This is a genomic window from Allobosea sp. LjRoot237 (assembly GCF_964253285.1).
In the GTDB taxonomy this organism is placed as follows: domain Bacteria; phylum Pseudomonadota; class Alphaproteobacteria; order Rhizobiales; family Beijerinckiaceae; genus Allobosea.
Genome location: NZ_CAXUQP020000001.1, coordinates 5,237,296 through 5,256,015 on the forward strand (window position 1 = coordinate 5,237,296; position 18,720 = coordinate 5,256,015).

The 18,720-nt window shown below is 66.0% G+C and carries 19 protein-coding genes; 11 read left to right on the forward strand and 8 right to left on the reverse strand.

From position 1 onward, the window contains the following. Positions 1-3: 3 nt before the first annotated feature. Positions 4-420, forward strand: coding sequence for a hypothetical protein (locus ACSQ24_RS25445; protein WP_436097383.1), 417 nt, complete (start codon positions 4-6; stop codon positions 418-420). A 102-nt stretch (positions 421-522) separates the two neighbouring features. Then, entirely contained in the window at positions 523-1,914 is a 1,392-nt protein-coding gene (locus tag ACSQ24_RS25450; RefSeq protein ID WP_436097384.1) for a sensor histidine kinase, read from the forward strand. 10 nt (positions 1,915-1,924) lie between these two features. On the opposite strand, the gene ACSQ24_RS25455 is transcribed toward ACSQ24_RS25450, so the two are convergent. Together ACSQ24_RS25455 and ACSQ24_RS25460 are read right to left on the reverse strand one after the other, a co-directional pair. Further along, positions 1,925-2,323 carry a response regulator gene (locus tag ACSQ24_RS25455; protein ID WP_436097385.1) on the reverse strand — a complete coding sequence of 133 codons (399 nt, stop codon included), beginning with the start codon at positions 2,321-2,323 and terminating at the stop codon, positions 1,925-1,927. 139 nt (positions 2,324-2,462) lie between these two features. Beyond that, entirely contained in the window at positions 2,463-2,924 is a 462-nt protein-coding gene (locus ACSQ24_RS25460) for a DUF992 domain-containing protein (RefSeq protein WP_436097386.1), read from the reverse strand. 164 nt (positions 2,925-3,088) lie between these two features. Here ACSQ24_RS25460 and ACSQ24_RS25465 point away from each other — a divergent pair, with 164 nt between their 5' ends. Further along, positions 3,089-3,331: a hypothetical protein gene (locus tag ACSQ24_RS25465; protein WP_436097387.1), complete on the forward strand. Its 243-nt coding sequence runs from the start codon at positions 3,089-3,091 to the stop codon at positions 3,329-3,331. Between the two features lie 13 nt (positions 3,332-3,344). On the opposite strand, the gene ACSQ24_RS25470 is transcribed toward ACSQ24_RS25465, so the two are convergent. Both ACSQ24_RS25470 and ACSQ24_RS25475 read right to left on the reverse strand, forming a co-directional pair. Then, entirely contained in the window at positions 3,345-4,142 is a 798-nt protein-coding gene (locus ACSQ24_RS25470; protein WP_436097388.1) for an extensin-like domain-containing protein, read from the reverse strand. 154 nt (positions 4,143-4,296) lie between these two features. Beyond that, positions 4,297-5,091, reverse strand: a complete 795-nt coding sequence (locus ACSQ24_RS25475) for a response regulator (RefSeq protein ID WP_436097389.1) — start codon at positions 5,089-5,091, stop codon at positions 4,297-4,299. A 332-nt stretch (positions 5,092-5,423) separates the two neighbouring features. Between ACSQ24_RS25475 and ACSQ24_RS25480 the strand changes: the two genes are divergently transcribed. Genes ACSQ24_RS25480 through ACSQ24_RS25490 form a run of 3 tightly spaced genes read left to right on the forward strand, consistent with a single transcriptional unit; the run spans position 5,424 to position 7,925 of the window. Further along, on the forward strand, positions 5,424-5,648 hold the full coding sequence (locus tag ACSQ24_RS25480; RefSeq protein WP_436097390.1) for a NepR family anti-sigma factor: 225 nt from the start codon (positions 5,424-5,426) through the stop codon (positions 5,646-5,648). After that, the gene (locus ACSQ24_RS25485; RefSeq protein WP_436097391.1) at positions 5,626-6,195 is read left to right on the forward strand and encodes a sigma-70 family RNA polymerase sigma factor; all 570 of its coding nucleotides are present in this window, start codon (positions 5,626-5,628) and stop codon (positions 6,193-6,195) included. Before ACSQ24_RS25480 ends, ACSQ24_RS25485 begins: the two co-directional genes overlap by 23 nt. After that, a complete protein-coding gene (locus ACSQ24_RS25490) occupies positions 6,195-7,925 on the forward strand; it encodes a sensor histidine kinase (RefSeq protein ID WP_436097392.1) in 1,731 nt (576 codons plus the stop codon). The genes ACSQ24_RS25485 and ACSQ24_RS25490 overlap by 1 nt, the downstream gene beginning before the upstream one ends. On the opposite strand, the gene ACSQ24_RS25495 is transcribed toward ACSQ24_RS25490, so the two are convergent. The 3 genes from ACSQ24_RS25495 to ACSQ24_RS25505 form a co-directional block, all read right to left on the reverse strand. Beyond that, positions 7,850-8,722: a transglutaminase family protein gene (locus ACSQ24_RS25495; RefSeq protein WP_436097393.1), complete on the reverse strand. Its 873-nt coding sequence runs from the start codon at positions 8,720-8,722 to the stop codon at positions 7,850-7,852. The genes ACSQ24_RS25490 and ACSQ24_RS25495 overlap by 76 nt on opposite strands. A gap of 117 nt (positions 8,723-8,839) precedes the next feature. Continuing rightward, positions 8,840-9,115 carry a hypothetical protein gene (locus ACSQ24_RS25500; RefSeq protein WP_436097394.1) on the reverse strand — a complete coding sequence of 92 codons (276 nt, stop codon included), beginning with the start codon at positions 9,113-9,115 and terminating at the stop codon, positions 8,840-8,842. Positions 9,116-9,225: 110 nt separating this feature from the next. Continuing rightward, positions 9,226-11,037 (reverse strand): ABC transporter ATP-binding protein/permease, encoded by a 1,812-nt coding sequence (locus ACSQ24_RS25505; protein WP_436097395.1) that lies wholly within the window; start codon positions 11,035-11,037, stop codon positions 9,226-9,228. Positions 11,038-11,160: 123 nt separating this feature from the next. Between ACSQ24_RS25505 and ACSQ24_RS25510 the strand changes: the two genes are divergently transcribed. From ACSQ24_RS25510 to ACSQ24_RS25520, 3 genes are all read left to right on the forward strand, one after another. Further along, a complete protein-coding gene (locus ACSQ24_RS25510) occupies positions 11,161-11,922 on the forward strand; it encodes a Crp/Fnr family transcriptional regulator (RefSeq protein WP_436097396.1) in 762 nt (253 codons plus the stop codon). 135 nt (positions 11,923-12,057) lie between these two features. Then, positions 12,058-12,858: a class I SAM-dependent methyltransferase gene (locus tag ACSQ24_RS25515; protein WP_436097397.1), complete on the forward strand. Its 801-nt coding sequence runs from the start codon at positions 12,058-12,060 to the stop codon at positions 12,856-12,858. A gap of 91 nt (positions 12,859-12,949) precedes the next feature. After that, positions 12,950-13,510: an NADPH-dependent FMN reductase gene (locus ACSQ24_RS25520; RefSeq protein WP_436097398.1), complete on the forward strand. Its 561-nt coding sequence runs from the start codon at positions 12,950-12,952 to the stop codon at positions 13,508-13,510. A gap of 6 nt (positions 13,511-13,516) precedes the next feature. Here ACSQ24_RS25520 and ACSQ24_RS25525 read toward each other — a convergent pair whose 3' ends face one another. Beyond that, on the reverse strand, positions 13,517-14,035 hold the full coding sequence (locus ACSQ24_RS25525; RefSeq protein WP_436097399.1) for a hypothetical protein: 519 nt from the start codon (positions 14,033-14,035) through the stop codon (positions 13,517-13,519). A 126-nt stretch (positions 14,036-14,161) separates the two neighbouring features. Between ACSQ24_RS25525 and recQ the strand changes: the two genes are divergently transcribed. Beyond that, entirely contained in the window at positions 14,162-16,015 is a 1,854-nt protein-coding gene (recQ, locus tag ACSQ24_RS25530; protein ID WP_436097400.1) for a DNA helicase RecQ, read from the forward strand. Between the two features lie 120 nt (positions 16,016-16,135). Next, positions 16,136-18,568 (forward strand): DNA topoisomerase (ATP-hydrolyzing) subunit B, encoded by a 2,433-nt coding sequence (gyrB, locus tag ACSQ24_RS25535; RefSeq protein WP_436097401.1) that lies wholly within the window; start codon positions 16,136-16,138, stop codon positions 18,566-18,568. Positions 18,569-18,720 lie beyond the last annotated feature (152 nt).

Consider the following 18,720-nt stretch of genomic DNA (forward strand, 5'->3'; position numbering starts at 1 on the left):
ACCATGCTTGGGGGGCTGACCGGTCTGGTCACGCGCGAGATCGGCGGCGCCGTGCGCCGCAACGTCACGGTCATCGTGCTCTATTTGCTGGCGGGCGTGCTAGCGACTGCTGCGGTCGGCTACGCCCTCAATGCGCTGCACACGGTGCTGACGCTGCATTACGGGGCGATCACCGCCAGCCTATCGATCGCCGGCGGGCTGCTCGCTGCTTCGCTGCTCATGCTCGGCATTGCGCTTTATGTGAAGAGCCGGCCGCGCCCGGATCGACGCCTGGCTGCCGCTGTCGCCGCAGCCCCGATCGCGGCATCGCTTGTCGGCAGCCGCAAACTCGGCTGGCGCGCCGGGCTCGTCGGCGGCGTTGTGCTGCTCGGCCTCATTCTGGGCCGGCAATTTGCACAGGGCGATGACGCTGAAAAATAAGACGGATCGCCTCTGAAAAGGTCGCCTTTTGCAGAGCCCGCCTGGGAGCGGTCTGTCTTTTTACCTTTGGCGATCCGCCGCCAGCGTCTATTCAAGGCATTAATGAATGCCCAGCTGAACCTCCGTCCACGCTGGCTGATGCCGGGACTGCCCTTGCTCGGTACACGCCTCTACACCGCTTCCTCGGCGGCGATCGCAATCGTCGTGGTTGCTGCCGCCGTCCTCATCGCCGGCTGGATCAACATGCAGGCCGATGAGGCCTCGCGACTGGTTGCGCGCTCAATCGACATCCGTGAACGCAGCGAACGCTTTCTGAGCAATATGCTCGACGCGGAAACCGGGCAGCGCGGCTTCCTGCTCACCGGCGACGAACATTATCTCGAACCCTATAACGAGCGGCGGGCGGAGCTGCTCCCAAGCCTGGACGTGATAGAGCGCCTCGTCGCCTACAGCCCGACCCAGATCCAGCGCATTCAGCACGCCCGCAGCATCACCAATCGCAAGCTCGCCGAGATGGCCGAGAGCATCGCGCTGATGCGCGCCGACAAGCGCGGCGACGTCGCCACCCTGGTGACGCAGGGAACGGGCAACCGACTCACCCAGGAACTGCGGGAGGTCGTGAGCGCGATCCAGCTCGAAGAGAACCTTCGCCTGAGCGCCAGCAGTCGCCGCGAGGCCCGCCGCCGCGTCCTTTCCAGCGTCGGCATCCTCGTTGCCCTGACCGGCCTGTGCTTCGCGGCCTGGCTGCAATTGCGGGTTCGGCATCGGCGAACGGTTTCGTTGTCCAGCTCCAATGCCGAGCTGGAACGGAAGGTCAGCGAACGAACGCTCCAGCTCGAGAATGAGCGGCTGCGCATCGAGGCGCTGCTCCGCGACGTCAACCATCGCGTCGGCAACAATCTGGCGATGGTCTCCGCGCTCCTCAACGTCCAGAGCCGGCAGACGCGTGAGCCGGCCGTCAAGCAGGCGCTCGCCCAGGCGCAGTCCCGCATCCAGGCGATCGCGGCGGGGCAACGCCGCCTGCGGCTCGACATCGAGGCCGACGAGATCGAGGCCCAGCCCTATCTGGAAGACTTGCTGGCCGAGATCGGCAAGGCCGCGGAGGGTCGGCCGATCGAGATCGACCTGGCGATGGATGCGATCCGCCTGCCGGGCCGCGACGCCGTCTCTTTCGTCGTTGTCATCAATGAGCTGGTGACCAACGCGATCAAGCATGCGTTTCCCGATGGTGCCGCGGGGAAGATCACCATCCGCCTCGGCCGCACGCTCGAAGACGATCTGGTCCTTTCGGTCGAGGATGACGGCGTTGGAATGCCGGAGGATCAGGAGACGGCAGGGTTGGGTAAGTCGGTGATCAACAGCCTGCTGCGCAGCATGCGAGCCAGCATGGAGGTCAAACCACTCTACCCGAACACCGCCGCCCGCCCCGGCACGCGTGTCGCCGTCACCTTCCCGAAACGAGAGCAACCGGCCGAAGAAGAGGCTGCGGAGTAGCCGCTCGACCTCAGACCTTGTTCACGGCCTTTGAAACGAAACGGCTGAGCTCGTCAGCGGAGAAGGGCTTGCGCACGAAGCGGACGTCGCGCAGCTCTGGCGGCACCTCGCTCGGCGCCGAGCCTGAAACGAACGCCAGCGGCGTTCCCTTGGCGCGCAGACTGGCGGCGATGCCGAAGGTGTTGCCGCCGACGACGTCGATGTCGAGCAAAGCGCATGAGAGCGGCAGATCGGCTGCGCGGCGCGCCTGCGATATCGATTCGACCACGATCAGCTCGGCGTCGTCACCGAGCTCTTCGCTCACGGCGCTCTCGATATCCATCGCGATAAAGGGATCGTCCTCGACGATGAGGATCCGAATACCGGACATGAGCCCCAGATAACCTTCTAATTTCACAATACGCCCCAAGCTGATTTACCTGCTTGTGAGCTTCATGAACGCCCGCTCGATCAGCCTTGTTCCGCTCTGGGCCGGATTCTCCGCTGTAAACCCTTCAAATTCAATTCAAATTGCTAGGATATGGTTAGGAAAGCGTAAGCATCGACGATCAGCGCTTGCGCGGCGACCGGACCAGGTTGAGCTCGAAGGCGGTGACGCCGAGCGCGACATTGGCGCCGCGCTGCAGCGGCAGAGCCCGCGGCACCAGCCGGACATCGTTGTCGACGCTGCCGGTCAGGGCAACCTCGCCCTGCTTGCGAGCATAAGGACCGTTGAGGACACCGAGCGGCGCACGCGCATAGGGACCGTAGACCCGCCAGGCGAGCAGGCTGCGCCCGACCGTCCTGGCATCGAGCGCGAAGCCGCGAATCACACCTGAATAAGTCTGCAGGGGCCCGCGCCGCGGCCGGAAGCGGCAGTCGAGTGGCTTCTGGGTCGCGACGACCTGCGCGAGACCCGCGCCGATTGTGCAGGTCAGGCGCCCGGCCGGCGCACCGCTCTGCGCCAGGGCCGGAGCCGCGGACAGGCTCGATCCGGCGGCCAGGAGGATCAGTCCGATCAAACGTCTCATTCACTCTCTCCTGAGCCCTGTCCCGGAAGCATCTCGCCCTCGATCCGGCCCGGTTCTACCATCCGCACCGTGCCTCGAAACCGCACCAAAGCGCCCCAATCGCTCCATAGTTCCCAAATAATCCGGAACCTCAATCCGGTGCTTGCGTTGACGGGAACAGAACAGTGGACGCGCAAATGCCAAAGCAAGGACGGGCCGACCCGGTGCGGATATTCCCAACGCCCACGCTGGCGCGCGATCTTCCGCCATTCTGGGAGCTCGAACAACTTCTGCGCGAGGGTTTCGATCATGATTCGGCGCTGGCGGAACTCGCGCGCCGGCGTGAGAGCTGGTCGAGCGGCAGATGCCCGCCGCCGACGGCCGCGCAGTCCGACGTGCCGGACAGCATCTTCACGATCGCGTCATAGAGCTGAGCCGAGATCATTGGCAGAAGCGGCTCGATGCCGCGCGGCGCTGCTGAATATCGACATGCAGATGATTGGCGTGGGCTGTGTCCGAGCCGGGGCCAAGGACCGTCATGAAGGCGCCGCAGGCCGATTGGCGCACCGCATCTAAGAAGCGGACCTGTTCCAGACCGTTCGGCCGCTCGACTGATACCACCGTCCCACCCTGCTTCTCGTCGCCGAGCTGAAAGGCGAAGATGTCGAGCGCCCGCCCCGTGGCGTGCTCGCTCAGCTGATCTTGCGTCTGGCGATTGCGCCTGCGGCACTCATGCCCGCCACCGACGCGAAGTCCCGTCAGCTCGCGCGCGAACGCCCCACGCGCCAAAGGTTGCAGGCTGGTGTCGAGCCAGAGCGAAACCGCGCGCGCCAGCTCGCAGCTCACTGTCGGCGGAGGAAGCAGCCTGACCTGCGCCGGTCCCGACGGGGTGCGGACCGCCATCGCCTCGACCACTACCGGATCGACCACCCGGCAATCCTCCGTTTCCGGTTTTGCTGCCGGCGTTGCCGGGCGGATTTGGTTTCCAGCCACAGCAGTCAGAATCCGGAGGCAAGCGCTGCCTTCTGCAACAGCGGCAGGTTCGGCATTGCCCGGCGCAACTGGCGGCGCCGGAGCGGGTATCGGAGCTGCAGCCGGTAAAGAGGTGGGCCGCGGCGGGGGCAAAAGCGTGTTTGCCGGGCGGGATTCACGGCCCCATGCGAGGCCCACGCCGGCAAGACCGGCCAGCGCGATCACGACTGCATAGCCGCCTTGCCTGACGAGCGAGCGCTTTGGCATGCCGTCAGCCGACGGCCGAGAACAGGACCGTCAGCGAGGCTGCGACGATCAACGCTGCCAGCAAAGCCATGGACATGACCGATTTCCTTCGCATCGCCCGGGTCGGGGCAACGCGAGGGCCGGCCGGTTTGTTCCCAGTCACCTCGGCTGGTGGTCAGGCGGCTTTGCGGCCGGCACGGCGGTCGAAGAACAGCGCCTGGCTGATCGCGGCCTTCACCGCTTCCGGCTGAAACGGCTTGGTGATCAGGAAGGCCGGCTCCGGCCGGTCGCCGGTCAGCAGGCGCTCCGGATAGGCGGTGATGAAGATCACCGGCACCTCGATCGCGCTGAGGATCTCGTTGACCGCCTCGAGGCCGGAGCTGCCATCCGCCAGCTGGATGTCGGCGAGCACCAGGCCGGGGCGCTTCTTGGCGGCGAGTGCGATCGCCTCGCGATGCGTCCTGGCGACACCGGTGACCCTGTGGCCGAGCTCCTCGACCATGGTCTCGATGTCGAGGGCGATGATCGGCTCGTCCTCGATGATCAGCACGTCGGTGGCGACCTGCTCGGCAATTTCCTGACCGGCGGATTGTACCAGGCCGGCGGCGTCGCTTGTGGTGACATTCATGATCTGGGCGACCTCCTCGATCGGGAACCCTTCGACCGTCCGCAGCAGGAAGGCCTGGCGCGAACGCGGTGTCAGCGCATCGAGATTGCGCTCTGCGGCCGAGCGGTCCGCCTCTGGCGCCGCAGCCTGCGTGTTGAGGCCCACGGACGACCACATCTGCAGGAACAGACGATAGAGGCCGACTCGCGGGCCGAATTCACGCGGGAAGGTGCCGGGGTCGGCGATCAGCGCTTCCAACGTGGCGACGACATAAGCGTCGCCGCTTGCCTGGGTGCCGCTCAACGCCCGGGCGAAACGGCGCAAATACGGCAAATGCGGCGCGATTTCAGTGGCGATGGACATCATGCTATCCCCCGAAGCCCGCGCCGATCAGCTTCCAGTGCAAGCAGATCGGCATGGGCTCCAACCAAAAGTGAGAGACGGATTCACCGATCGGATTGGTTCAACCTGATCGGATCCGGCTCTAGACAAAGTTGGCGGAGAAGAGCACCCAAGTCACTGTTATGACAAGAAAAATATTTTTTGTTCTCAGCGGAACCTTTTTCATTCGGCCTCGTTATTGGGCCGAATGAAGGTGCGTTTCGGGGCAGTCGCGCGCAAGCGTGTCAACGAGCGTGCGATGCGTGGACAGGCGTGATCGACGGAATGTCGGCGCGCCGATGGAGCGAGGGATCATGAATCTGATGAATGCCGATCCGCCCGAAGCGGCCCGAGCCGAAATCGACGAGGAGGTGGTGCTCGATCCGAGGGTGCAAGAATCGATCGGTCGATCCCTCAAGGCTCATTACGAGGACCTCGTCACGGCGCCGATCCCGGATCGGTTCCTGGTCTTGCTAGCCCAGCTCGAGGCGACCGAGCGACGCCTGAGCACCGAGGATGGTGCCAATGAGCACAGCTGACTTCAAGGAAGGGCTGATCGCCGAAATCCCGAATCTGCGCGCCTTCGCAGCGTCGCTGTCGGGATCGATGCAGCTTGCCGACGATCTGGTCCAGGACACCCTGCTCAAGGCCTGGGGCAACGCCGACAAGTTCCAGCCCGGCACGAGCCTGCGGGCCTGGCTCTTCACCATCCTGCGCAACACCTATTATTCGCTCTATCGCAAGCGCGGACGCGAGGTGCAGGACAGCGACGGCACCTATGCCGACCGGCTCGCCACCCATGGCAACCAGGAGAGCCACCTCGACCTCGCCGATTTCCGCAAGGCGCTGGCGAAGCTGCCTGAAGAACAGCGCGAGGTGCTGATCATGGTCGGCGCCACCGGGCTTTCCTATGAGGAGACGGCCGAGATCTGCGGCGTCGCCATCGGCACGATCAAGAGTCGCGTCAACCGCGCGCGCGCCAAGCTGGCGGAGCTTTTGTCCATCGGCGGCGTCGACGATCTCGGCCCCGATCGCCGGATCACCGCAGCAGTCCAGCGCGCCGGGCCCGAAACCGTCAGCAGCTGATGGCGCTCTCGCTGTTCAGGACGGTCCGTGGCCGCCTGCTGGCACTGATGGTCGCGATCGTCCTGCCTATAGCCTGCCTCACGGCGGCGGCGGCGGTCGCGACCTACCGGACCGTTTTCGAGGCGATCCAGACGTCGCACACGCGGGCGGCGGATGATTTCGCCGTGCGCACCCGCGTCTGGTATCGCGGCGCTCTGCGTTCGCTGGTCGTCAGTGCTACGGCGATTCGCGCCATGCCACCCGCTTCAGACGCTTGCGACCGGGTCGCCGAGAGGGCGATCGCCGCGGTGTCGGGTTATGAGGCGCTGCTGCTGCGCGTCTCCGGCCGGCCAGATTGCCTTAGCGGGCTCGGCAGCAGCATCGCCCATAGCGAACTCACCGCGATCGCCAACCAGCTCGCTATCCGCCCACCGATCAAGCTCTGGGGCAGCACCGAATTCGCAAAGGGCCGCTATGACCAGGTCAGCATCACCGGCCGCTCCTACCTCGCCATCTATGCCGAGTTCGACGAGGGCGACGCTCTCCTGCTGACCAAGCCGGACCCGCTCGACGACGTCTTCGACCTCGGCAGCGGCGATGCGGGCATGATGGCGGCGCTGGTTCGAAGGGGCGGCGAGGTCGTGGTGGCGCGCGGCGGCGCGCAGGCCGATGCATCGTGGCTTCCGAAGGTTGAGACGGTGCCGGAGCAGACAGCGCAATGGACGGCTTCGAGCCGGGTGGGGCCGGGCCGGGCCTATGCCGCCCGCATGGTGGCCGAGCCTGACCTCTATGTCGTCGTCAGCTTCGATGGCAAGGCAGAGCAAGCCGCAATGACCCTGTTCTATACCTTGCTGCTGGCGCCGTTGCTGACCCTCGCCTTGCTCGGGCTGGTCTACATGAAGGCGATCGACCAGCATTGCGTGCGCTGGCTGCGGGGCATCGAAGCGACCGCCCGGGCGAGAGCAAGCTCGGCCAGTGCCCGCGTCCCGCTCTCGGATGAGATGCCACGCGATATTCGCAGCGTCGCCGAAGCGTTCAATACGATGGTTGACGAGCAGGAGGTACGCCAGAGCAAGCTCAGGCTCGCGCTCGACGACAATCGCTTCCTGGTCCGCGAGCTGCACCACCGGGTCAAGAACAGCCTGCAGGTCGTGCAGAGCTACATCGGCCTCACCAAGCGCGATCATCAAGGTGAGGCGCGCATGGCGCTCTCGGATGCGGAATGCCGTGTCCATGTGCTGTCGGCGGCCTATCGCTTCACCCTCGCCGACGGCGAGATGCAGCCGGTGCGCATCGACCTCTTCCTCGATGATGTCATCGCGATGATCTCGAGCCTGATCCTTGCCCGGACGCAGCGATTGGAGAGCCGGATCGAGACGGAAGCGACCCTGCCGATCGACCGGATCATCCCGCTCGGCTTCCTGATCGTCGACGTGGTCACTCGCGCGCTACGGGCCGCCCCCGGCATCGCCATCGACCTTGCCGTGACGCATGCCGAAGCGAACCTCATCGACATCGCGATCACGACTGATCGCGATGCTCCGCGGATCGCTCCACCGCGCCTGTTCGCCGGACTGCTGATGCAGATCGAGGCGATCGAGATCAGCCCGCCGCAAGGCCGGAGCCTCGGCATCTGGCGGCTCGGCCACGGCTTTCCGCACCAAGGCGACGCGGCTCAGCCTAGTCCTTCCGTCGGCGTGATCGCCACCCCGACGCTGAGCCCGACGAAGGCGCCGGCCGGGCCGACATAGCTGCCGGAGATCGGCGAGGCATCCTCCGGCACCCGCGCTACCGCGACGCGCAGCAATTGCCGGTCGGCCACGAGGTCGTTGGTCGGATCGAACTCGACCCAGCCGTCATTGGGGATGAAGACATCGGCCCAGGCATGGGTCAACCCGACCACCGAGGCCATTGCTCCGCTCTCCGGAGAACGGTCGTGGATGTAGCCGGTGACGAAGCGGGCGGCGAAGCCGAGGCGGCGCGCCAGCTCGATGAACAGCCACGCATAGTCGCGGCAGGAGCCCGCCGCCATTTGCAGCGTGTCGAGCGGGTGCTGGGTGCCCTCGTCATAGCGGACCGCATAAGTCAGACCGGTGCTGATTTCGTGCGCCAGCGCCCGAAGCAGATGGCCGCCGTTCAGCCGCGCCCTGAACTCCTGCAACCAGACATCGAGAGCGCCGTTGGGGTCAGCCGCGGCCAGATCGAGATAGGGCTGGAGCACGGCGCGCTCGGCCGGCGTGTAGCTGATCTCCGAACTCTCGATGTCGGGCTCCACCCTGCTGCGCGGCAAGGCCGAGCCGAAGCGCTGGACAACGAGCTCGCTGACGATATCGAGCGTGTCGGAACTGCCAGCGAAGGCCGCCATGGCGACCGGATTGCCATAAGCGTCGTGCATCCAGCGCAGATTGGCTTGCGGTGAAATCGTGATCGCCGTGTCGATCACGCGCAGATCGAAGGAATCGCGCGGGCGCAGCATCAGCCGATGCGCGCCGAACCGAACCGGTTCGGCATAGCGATAGGTCGTCGCGTGGCGAATACGCAGATACATGTTCGTCCCCAGCCGGCCTCACCTCGCTGTACAGCAAAAAGCCGCCTCGCGGCGGCTTTGCTGGTCAGGCACATCAATTACGCGCGGGCGGCGGATCGGTTCCGCCAGAAGCTCGGATCAGCGCAGGACGGTGTTGCCCTTGAGGCTGGCCTCGCGCTGCGAGGTCGGCACGACCCGGTGGGCGAAGTCACGGCGCATCTCAGCCGGGTTGACCGCCGCGAACTGCAGGTCGGCCGGCGCGCCGCGCTGGAGCTTGGCCTGGGCGGTGGCCTCCGAGCTCTCGCCAAAGCCGCTTTGGATCGAGGCGCCCATGGTCAGTGCGGTCACGACCAAGGCCATGCCGCCGAAGAAGGTGGCAGCGCGCTTGAAGGGGGCAAGGCTGGCGGTGGTCATCTTCGCTCTCCCGTTCGTGTGACCGCTTTCAAAGGCGGGACGGTTTCTCAACCCGTTCGGCGGGAACTTGTTCCGGTTTGCATGGGATTCGCGGCGATCCGGATTCTTTTTCAGATTGCGGTCTGGTCGTTGGCGGCCTCGCGGCGGCGGAACAGCCGCCAGAGCGACCTGGTCAAACGCTTCGAAGTCAGATGCGCGCCAGCCTCACGCTTCTCGAAGGTGATCTTGCGTTCGTGGAAATCCTCGAGGCCCGGTCGATGACCGACACTGATGATCGTCGCATGGGAGAGATCGCTCTCGATCAGCCCGAGCAGCGAGTCCTGGCTGGCCTCGTCGAGCGCCGAGGTCGCCTCGTCCATGATGATGATGTCAGGCTTCTGGATCAGCAGCCGCGCGAAAGCGACGCGCTGGCGCTCGCCGCCGGACAGGGTCTGGTCCCAGCGCTCTTCCTCGTCGAGCCTACGACCGAGATAGGCAAGACCGCAGCGCTTCAGCGCCTCTGTCACAACCGCGTCGTCGACCCGGCTTTCGGCCTCCGGATAGAGCAGAGCGTTGCGCAGCGTGCCGATCGGCAGATAAGGCTTCTGGGGCACGAAGGCGACGCGCTTGCCAGGCGGCAGCGTGATCGAGCCCGAGCCCCAGGGCCAGAGGCCGGCGATCGCCCGGATCAAGGTGCTCTTGCCGGTTCCGCTCTCGCCGGCGATCAGCACCTTCTCGCCCAGCGCGATCACGACGGATGCGTCGGCGATGACGATGCGGCCATTGATGTGGGCGATCGAGAGATTGGCGATATGGATCGCTCCGTCCTCGCTCTCGCCCAGCTCGATCCGCGTCTCGCCTTCCATGATCGCGCCGACGTCGAGCGCTTCGAGCGTCTCAGCCAACTCATCGACGCGCGTCACCGAAGCGAACCACTCCGCCAGTCGGACGAAATTGTCGACGAACCAGATCAACGCCGCCTGCACGGCACTGAAAGCGGCGACGACCTGCATGACCGCGCCGAGCGTGATCTCGCCCGACAGGTATTTCGGCGCGATCAGCAGCAACGGCACGATCGGAAAGAGCGCTCCGTTGGTGTTGAGCACGATCGCGATGACAGCCTGCTGCCGGATCACCTTCAGCCAGGCGGCGACGATCCGGCCATAGTTCTCGCTGACGGAATCGCGCTCGTCGGCATCGCCCTTGATCAGGGCGATGCTCTCGGCGTTCTCGCGCAGGCGCGTCATCTCGGCGCGGAACTGCGCCTCGGCCTCGTTCTTGGCGGCGATGCGTGGCACCAGAGGCCGGCCGGCGAAATAGGCCGCGAGCGAGGCGACGATCGCATAAACGATCGCGGCGATCGCCATATAGCTGGGGATCACGATCTCGGCCCCACCGAGTGTGAAGCGCGCCGTACCGGCGACCTGCCAGAGGATCGCGGCAAAGGTCACCGCCGTGACGAAGGCGCTGAGCAACCCGATGGCGAACTCGACCAGAGGCTCGATGGCGAGGCGGACATCCTCGGCGATGCGGTATTCCGGTGCGCTCTGGTCTGGCGCGACGAACTGCATCCGGTAATAGCGCTGGTCGGCGATCCACCAGCCGGCGAGGCGATATGTCAGCCATTCGCGCCAACGCATCTGCAACAGCATCCGGCTGATCACCAGGCAAGACAACGACGCCGCCGACGCCGCGACGATCAGCGGCAACCAGCCGACCGTCGTCCAGACCTTGTCGAGGTCGCGCTTCTCCAGCGCATCGAAGAACAGCCGGTTCCAGGCATTCACGCCAACCGCAGCGCCGAGCTGAGTGGCAACGAACAACAGGACCGCCGCGGTCAGGGTCCAGGCACGCAGCCGGCTCTTCCCGGTCCAGAAGCGCCGGGCCACGCGAAAGAACTGGCGCAGGCGCGAGCGCCGCAGCCCGGAGGCGGGTGGTTTCATGCGACGGCCTCCAGAGCCATTCCGCCGTGAGACAACGGAGCGCGATTGCTAAGCAGGGACTTTCGCGCCAAACAGAAAACGCAAGCGTTCGCCGGGAGTTCCGGACTGGCGAGGGAGCCCTGCGTGATCGTCGCATCGAGCAATCATCGCAATCACCGCAGCCCGTCCTGCCTCGCCTGTCCGTTGCGGCTGATGCCGGCCTTCAAGGACAAGTCCGACGAGGAGATCAGCTTCATCCAGGCAATGAAGCTCGACCACCGGCAACTGCCGGCGGGCAGCGACATCATCCATCCTGGACAGGAGGACGCCGAGCTCTACACGCTCTTCTCCGGCTGGGCCTTCCGTTACAAATCGCTGCCGGACGGGCGCCGGCAGATCCTCAACTTCCTCTTGCCTGGCGATCTCGTCGGGCTCCAGGCTTCGCTGCTGAGCGCCTCCCAGCACGGCATCGAGGCGCTGACCGACGTCGAGCTTTGCGTCTTCCCGCGCCGGCGCACCTATGAGCTGTTCGGGCGGATGCCGGCACTGGCTTATGAGCTCGCCTGGCTGGGATCGCGTGAGGAGAGCCTGATCGACGAGAACCTGACCTCGGTCGGCCAGCGCAGCGCCCAGGAGCGGATCGCAGCGCTGGTGATCTCACTCTATCGCCGGGCCGAGGCGCTCGGCCTCGTCACACAGAACAGCTTCGCCTTCCCGCTGACACAGCAGCAGCTCGCCGATGCGCTGGGCCTGTCGCTCGTCCACACCAGCAAGACCTGGGCCCGGCTGCGCAAGGCCGGGATGTTCTCGCTCGAACGTGGCCGCCTCACGGTTCATAATCCCCGGCTGACGGAACGCATGGCGCAGCTCTTCGACAGCGAATTGCAGCCGCGCCCGCTGATCTGAGCGCTCTGCTCCGCGAGCCCTCGAGAAATCGCTGGATTTGGTCTGCTCTTGACCCCATATGACAGCGGCGTAACGTCACAGCATTGTCACGCCGCTTCGGCGCGGGCCATTTCCGTCGCCAAACTGAGGTTCTGGATGGCCCACTCCGCTTCCGGTCAGCGCTTGCGTACCACCCGCCTCGGACGCTCGTCCGTCGCGGCGCGGCTGGAGCACGAGGTCCGGTTGACCGCCGCCGATCTCGTCGACAGCGTCGCCGAAGCGAGATTGCGGGTCGCTGCGGCGCGCTACAAGGTCGAGGACGAGGTTCGCAACACCGCCGACAGGTTCAAGTCGCGCGTCCGCAAGGCGGCCGATGAGGCGAAGGCGCGTTTCGGCGACGATGCCCGCTTCCTCAGATCCTGGATCGATTCGCCCGGCCGCACCGGTGCGGTCGCCCCCTCGAGCCCGTTCCTGGCGAAGCGCATGGCGTCCTATGTCGACCCGCTGGCCGAGGGGCCGGTGGTCGAGATCGGCCCCGGCACCGGCCCGGTCACCGAGGCGCTGATCGCGCGCGGCATCGACGAGTCCAGGCTGATCCTGGTCGAGTACAGCCCGGAATTCTGCGAGCTGCTGCGCCGCCGCTTCCCGCAGGCCACGGTCATCGAGGGCGATGCCTATGCGCTCTCAGCGACGCTCGCCGGGCATCTGACCGAAAAAGCGAGCGCGGTGGTCTCCTCGCTGCCGCTGTTCAACAAGCCGCCGGCGGAACGTACGGAGCTGGTACAGGACGCTTTCACCAATGTGCTGCGCCCCGGCGCGCCCTTCATCCAGTTCACCTATGCGGTGATCTCGCCGGTGCCGCGCAAGGGCTCCCACCTCAAGGCTGAGGTTTCCGACTGGGTGCTGCGCAACATCCCGCCTGCACGCGTCTGGGTCTATCGCCGCGCCAAGCCCTAACGACGCAGACTTGACGGGACACCCGCATCGCCTCGACATCGCGACATGAGAAAGCCGGGGCCCTCGCTCCGGCCGCGCAGTCGGAGTGACCATGCCCAAGATCCTCGTCTTCGCCGGTTCCTGGCGCCCGGGCTCGATGAATGCCCGGCTCGCGACCCTGATCGCCGGGAATCTCAAGGATGCAGGGGCCGAGGTGACACAGATCTCGCTCGGCGACTATCCACTGCCGCTGATCGACGCGCGCGCCTTCGACAACGACCCGCCTGATGAGGCGAAGGCGCTGGCGGCGCTGGTCGGTGCTCATGACGGGCTCTTCATCGCCAGCCCCGAATACAATGCGGGCTATCCGCCTGCGCTGAAGAATGCGCTCGACTGGATCAGCATCGTCCGCTCCGGCGGACCGGGCCTGCGCGAGAAGGTCGTCGCCATCGGCGGCGCCTCGGCCGGCAATCTCGGCACCTATCGCTGCCTCACCCAATTGCGGACCGTACTCGAACTCGGTTTCGGCGCGCTGCTGGTGCCGGAGATGCTGGCGGTCAACGGCGCCGACAAGGCCTATGGCGAAGACGGCGACTTCGCCGACAAGCGCCTGCGCGGCATGCGCGACAAGATGGTGGCGCGGCTGGTGAAGGTGACGGCGCTCCATCCCTGAACCCGGCTACTCGATCTCGCACCGCCCGCTTGCCGGCGACAGGCGCCAGAGCCCGTCATCCGGCTTCGCCGGAATGCTCACAGCATCGTCGGCGATCTCCTCGGCATCATAGGGGTTTGGATTGGCGGTAATGCCGGCATTGCGGATGTCGAGCGTCCCGTTGGGGCCGCGCTCTATCCGCCAGCTGCCGGCCTCCCATTCCGGCACGCAGCGCAGGCCCTGCCCGGCCGCCCTGCAGAAACCGCTGAGCTGATAGTCGAAATTTTGCCCCGCGTTCACGCGCTCGCGCAGGTTGATGTAGAGCATGACGTAGAGGCTGCCGCCTTCGCCCGGTTGCCAGTTCCGCGGGCTGTGTAGAAGGCGGATCTTCGTAACCTTCTGCCGGGGATGGCTGGCGAGATGCGCGGCATCGTAGCTGCGCTCCCAGCAGGCGTTTTCTTTTGGCGGCAATTCGCGCTCTAGCGGCCGAGCCTGCGCAAGAGCAGCGAGAAAGCAGAAGGTGGCGGTCAACGGCAGGCGCATCATGGCTCTCCTTGCCAAGCTGCCGCAACGTGAGGCACGGGCCACGACCGATCAAGCCGGCTTGCGAGAAGCGGGGATGGTTTCGTCGCGGCGCTGGCCTTCATGGAGCGAATCCGGCACATCCGGGCCATGTCGGCGCCCCGCGAATCAGAAGCCCGCGCGATCCTGAAGTCGGTTTTCGGCTATGACGATTTCCGCCCCGGGCAATGGGAGGTGATCGAGGCCGCGCTCGCGGGCCGCGATGTTTTCGCGGTGATGCCGACCGGCTCGGGCAAGTCAATGTGCTACCAGCTGCCGGCTCTGGCCGCCGGCGGGCTGACGCTGGTGGTCTCGCCGCTGATCGCGCTGATGCGCGACCAGGTCGGCCAATTGGTTCGCGCCGGCGTGTCCGCCGCCTCGCTCAACTCGATGAACAGCGAGGCTGAGGCGGCACAGGCCTGGGACAGGCTCAATGCCGGCGATTTGCGCCTGCTTTTCGTCTCGCCGGAGCGGCTCGCCGGCGAAGGCCTGGTCGCCCGCCTGCGACGCCTGGGCGTGACGCGGCTGGCCATCGACGAAGCCCATTGCGTCTCGCAATGGGGCCACGACTTCCGCCCGGAATACCGGCTGCTCTCGAAGGTGCGCGAGGCGCTCGGCGATGTCCCGGTGACGGCGCTGACGGCGACCGCCGATCGCCAGACGCGCGACGACATCGCCCAGCAGCTCTTCCCGGCGCCGCCGCACCTCGTCGTCCATTCCTTCGACCGGCCGAACCTGAAGCTCGCCTTCGCGCCGAAGGAGCAGCCCCGCCGGCAGATCGACGATTTCCTGAAAGTCCATCGCGGCGGCTCAGGCATCGTCTACTGCTCCTCGCGCAGCCGGACCGAGCGGCTCGCGGCAGGCCTGAGCGAGAAGGGCTGGAAAGCCTATGCCTATCATGCCGGGCTGGAGCAGGCGGAGCGGAACCGCAACCAGGACATCTTCCTGCAGGAGGATGGCGTCGTCGTCTGCGCCACCATCGCCTTCGGCATGGGCATCAACAAGCCGGATGTCCGCTTCGTCGTCCACGCCGACATGCCGGGCTCGATCGAGAGCTACTACCAGGAGATCGGCCGCGCCGGCCGCGACGGCCTGCCCGCTGATACGCTGACCCTCTACGGCGTCGACGACATGGCACTGCGCCGCCGCCAGATCGACGAGAAGCAGATCGACGAGGAGCGCCGCCGCATTGAGCACAAGCGCCTCAACGCCATGATCGACCTGTGCGAATCGGCGCTCTGCCGGCGCTCGGCCCTGCTGTCCTATTTCGGCGAGTCGGTGCCGCCCTGTCGGCATGGTCAGGAGAACTCTGGCGACGCGCCGTTCCGCTGCGATCTGTGCGGGCCGACCACACCAGAGCTTGCCGACGCGACGCTGGATGCACGCAAGCTGCTTTCGGCGGTGGCGCGTTCGGGCCAGCGCTTCGGCGCCGGCCATCTCGCCGACATCCTGACCGGCACCCAGACCGAGGCGATCCGCCGCCAGAACCATGACGGGCTGAAGACGTTCGGTGTCGGCAACGACAAGCCGAAGGGCGCCTGGATGGCGCTGACCCGCAAGCTCTTCGCTGCCGGCGCGCTCGCCGAAGCCAGCATCGAGCATGGCGGCTTCTGCCTGACGCCGAAGGGCGAGGACATCCTGTTCGGCCGCGAGCCGATCGCACTGCGTGTCGACCCGCTTGCCGAGCGGCGCTCGCGCCGCGGCCAGCGCGAGGCGGCCCGCGCCGACGGGCTCGATGGCGACACCGCCGCCCTGTTCGAGCATCTGCGACAACTCAGGCTGAGCATCGCCCGCGAGGAAGGCGTCGCCGCCTACATCATCTTCACCGACCGGACGCTGATCGCGATGGCGCGCGAGCGACCGCTCGGCCTCGAGGAGATGCGGGCGATCGAAGGCGTCGGCGAACGCAAGCTCGCCCAGTATGGCGAGGTTTTCCTCGATGCGATCGCGACATTCTCTGGCTAAATCCGCTACTCTCGCGTACGCGTGCGTGCGCACGTGAAAAAGCCATCCTGAGCGCTTATATTCGGTAGACGAATCAAGCTGATCGCGGGCGCCACGCTCGCCCGCCGAAGGACTCCCTGCATGACAGACGTCACCAACGGCGCCGAAGACTACGGCGCCGACTCGATCAAGGTGCTCAAGGGCCTCGATGCGGTGCGCAAGCGCCCCGGCATGTATATCGGCGACACCGATGACGGCTCGGGCCTGCACCACATGGTCTACGAAGTCGTCGACAACGCCATCGACGAGGCGCTCGCCGGCCACGCCGACCTCGTCACGGTGACGTTGAACGCCGAGGGCTCGGTCACGGTTTCCGACAACGGTCGTGGCATCCCGACCGATATCCACACCGAGGAAGGCATCTCGGCGGCAGAGGTCATCATGACCCAGCTTCATGCCGGCGGTAAGTTCGACCAGAACTCCTACAAGGTCTCGGGTGGCCTGCACGGCGTCGGCGTCTCGGTCGTCAACGCGCTCTCGGTCTCGCTCAAGCTCCGGATCTGGCGCAGCGGCAACGAGCATTTCATGGAGTTTCGCCATGGCGACGCGGTGGCGCCGCTCGCGGTCGTCGGCCCGGCCGGCGACAGGCGCGGTACGGAGGTGACGTTCACGCCGTCGCAAGAAACCTTCACGATGATCGAGTTCGACTACAAGACGCTCGAGCACCGGCTGCGCGAACTCGCCTTCCTGAATTCGGGCGTGCGCATCGTCCTGACCGATGCCCGTCATGCCGAGGTCGTCCGCGAAGAGCTGATGTATGACGGCGGCGTCGAGGCCTTCGTGCGCTATCTCGACCGTGCCAAGACGCCGATCATCTCCAAGCCGGTGATGCTCTCGAACGAGAAGGACGGCATCACCGTCGACGTCGCATTGTGGTGGAACGACAGCTACCACGAGAACGTGCTCTGCTTCACCAACAACATCCCGCAGCGCGATGGCGGCACCCATCTCGCCGGCTTCCGCGCGGCGCTGACGCGGCAAGTCACCGGCTATGCCGAAACCTCCGGCATTTCGAAGAAGGAGAAGGTCTCGCTCACCGGCGACGATTGCCGCGAAGGCCTGACCGCGATCGTCTCGGTCAAGGTGCCCGATCCGAAATTCTCCTCGCAGACCAAGGACAAGCTGGTCTCGTCGGAGGTTCGCCCGGTCGTCGAGAACGTCGTCAACCAGGCGCTCTCGACCTGGCTCGAGGAGCATCCGAACGAGGCCAAGACCATCGTCGGCAAGGTCGCCGAGGCGGCCGCCGCCCGCGAGGCCGCCCGCAAGGCGCGCGACCTCACCCGCCGCAAGGGCGCGCTCGACATTGCCTCGCTGCCCGGCAAGTTGGCTGATTGCCAGGAGCGCGATCCGGCCAAGTCAGAGCTCTTCATCGTCGAGGGTGACTCGGCCGGCGGCTCGGCCAAGCAGGGCCGGGCCCGCGAATACCAGGCGGTGCTGCCGCTGCGCGGCAAGATCCTCAACGTCGAACGGGCACGCTTCGACAAGATGCTGTCCTCCGATCAGGTCGGCACGCTGATCACGGCGCTCGGCACCGGCATCGGCCGCGACGAGAGGGACTCCAGCGCCTTCAACGTCGAGAAGCTGCGCTACCACAAGATCATCATCATGACCGACGCCGATGTCGACGGCGCCCATATCCGGACCCTGCTGCTGACCTTCTTCTACCGGCAGATGCCGGAGCTGATCGACCGTGGCCATCTCTTCATCGCCCAGCCGCCGCTCTACAAGGCGGCGCGCGGCAAGTCGCAGACCTATCTCAAGGACGAACGCGCGCTCGAGGATTATCTCGTCGACAGCGCGCTCGACGGCGCGGTCTTCCGCACCGGCGACGGGGCGGAGCGCGGTGGCCCGGATCTGCGCGCCCTGATCGAGGAGGCGCGCGGCGTACGCAATACGCTGGCGCAGCTGCATTCGCGCTATGACCGGCGCGTCGTCGAGCAGACCGCGATCGCCGGCGCCCTGCGTCCGCAAACGGACCAGAGCGAGGAACAGCTTGCCGAGGCCGCAGCCTATGTGGCGCGCCGTCTCGACGCCGTCTCGGACGAGATCGAGCGCGGCTGGGAGGGCAAGGTGGCCGATGGCGCCTTCATCTTCTCGCGGCTGGTGCGCGGCGTGAAGCAGGTCGCGGCTCTCGATGCCGGCCTGCTCGCCAGTTCGGAGGCACGCAAGCTCGCCGCTGCCGCCGCCTCGCTTCGGGAAGCCTATGCCAAGCCGGGCGTGCTCAGCCGCAAGGGCGACGACCATCTCGTCAATGGCCCGAGCGACCTGTTCGACGCGGTCAACGCCATCGGCAAGAAGGGCGTTTCGCTGCAGCGCTACAAAGGCCTCGGCGAGATGAATCCGGACCAGCTCTGGGAAACCACCCTCGACCGCGACGTGCGCTCGCTGCTGCGCGTCAAGAACGACCAGAACGACGAAGCCGACGACCTCTTCGTCAAGCTGATGGGCGACGTGGTTGAGCCGCGCCGCGAATTCATCCAGACCAACGCGCTGAATGCGACGGTCGATACCTGAGGCCGCGCCGCTTTGTAGGGGCACCCTAAAGCCTGACTCTCTGGTCGGGTATTCGGACCCAATTGACGTAGATCATCGACTCAGGTCGTTGGGGCGGCGAATGAGGCGCGGACACTGAACAGACACGCGAGCGTCCTGGGCGCTGATCTGGG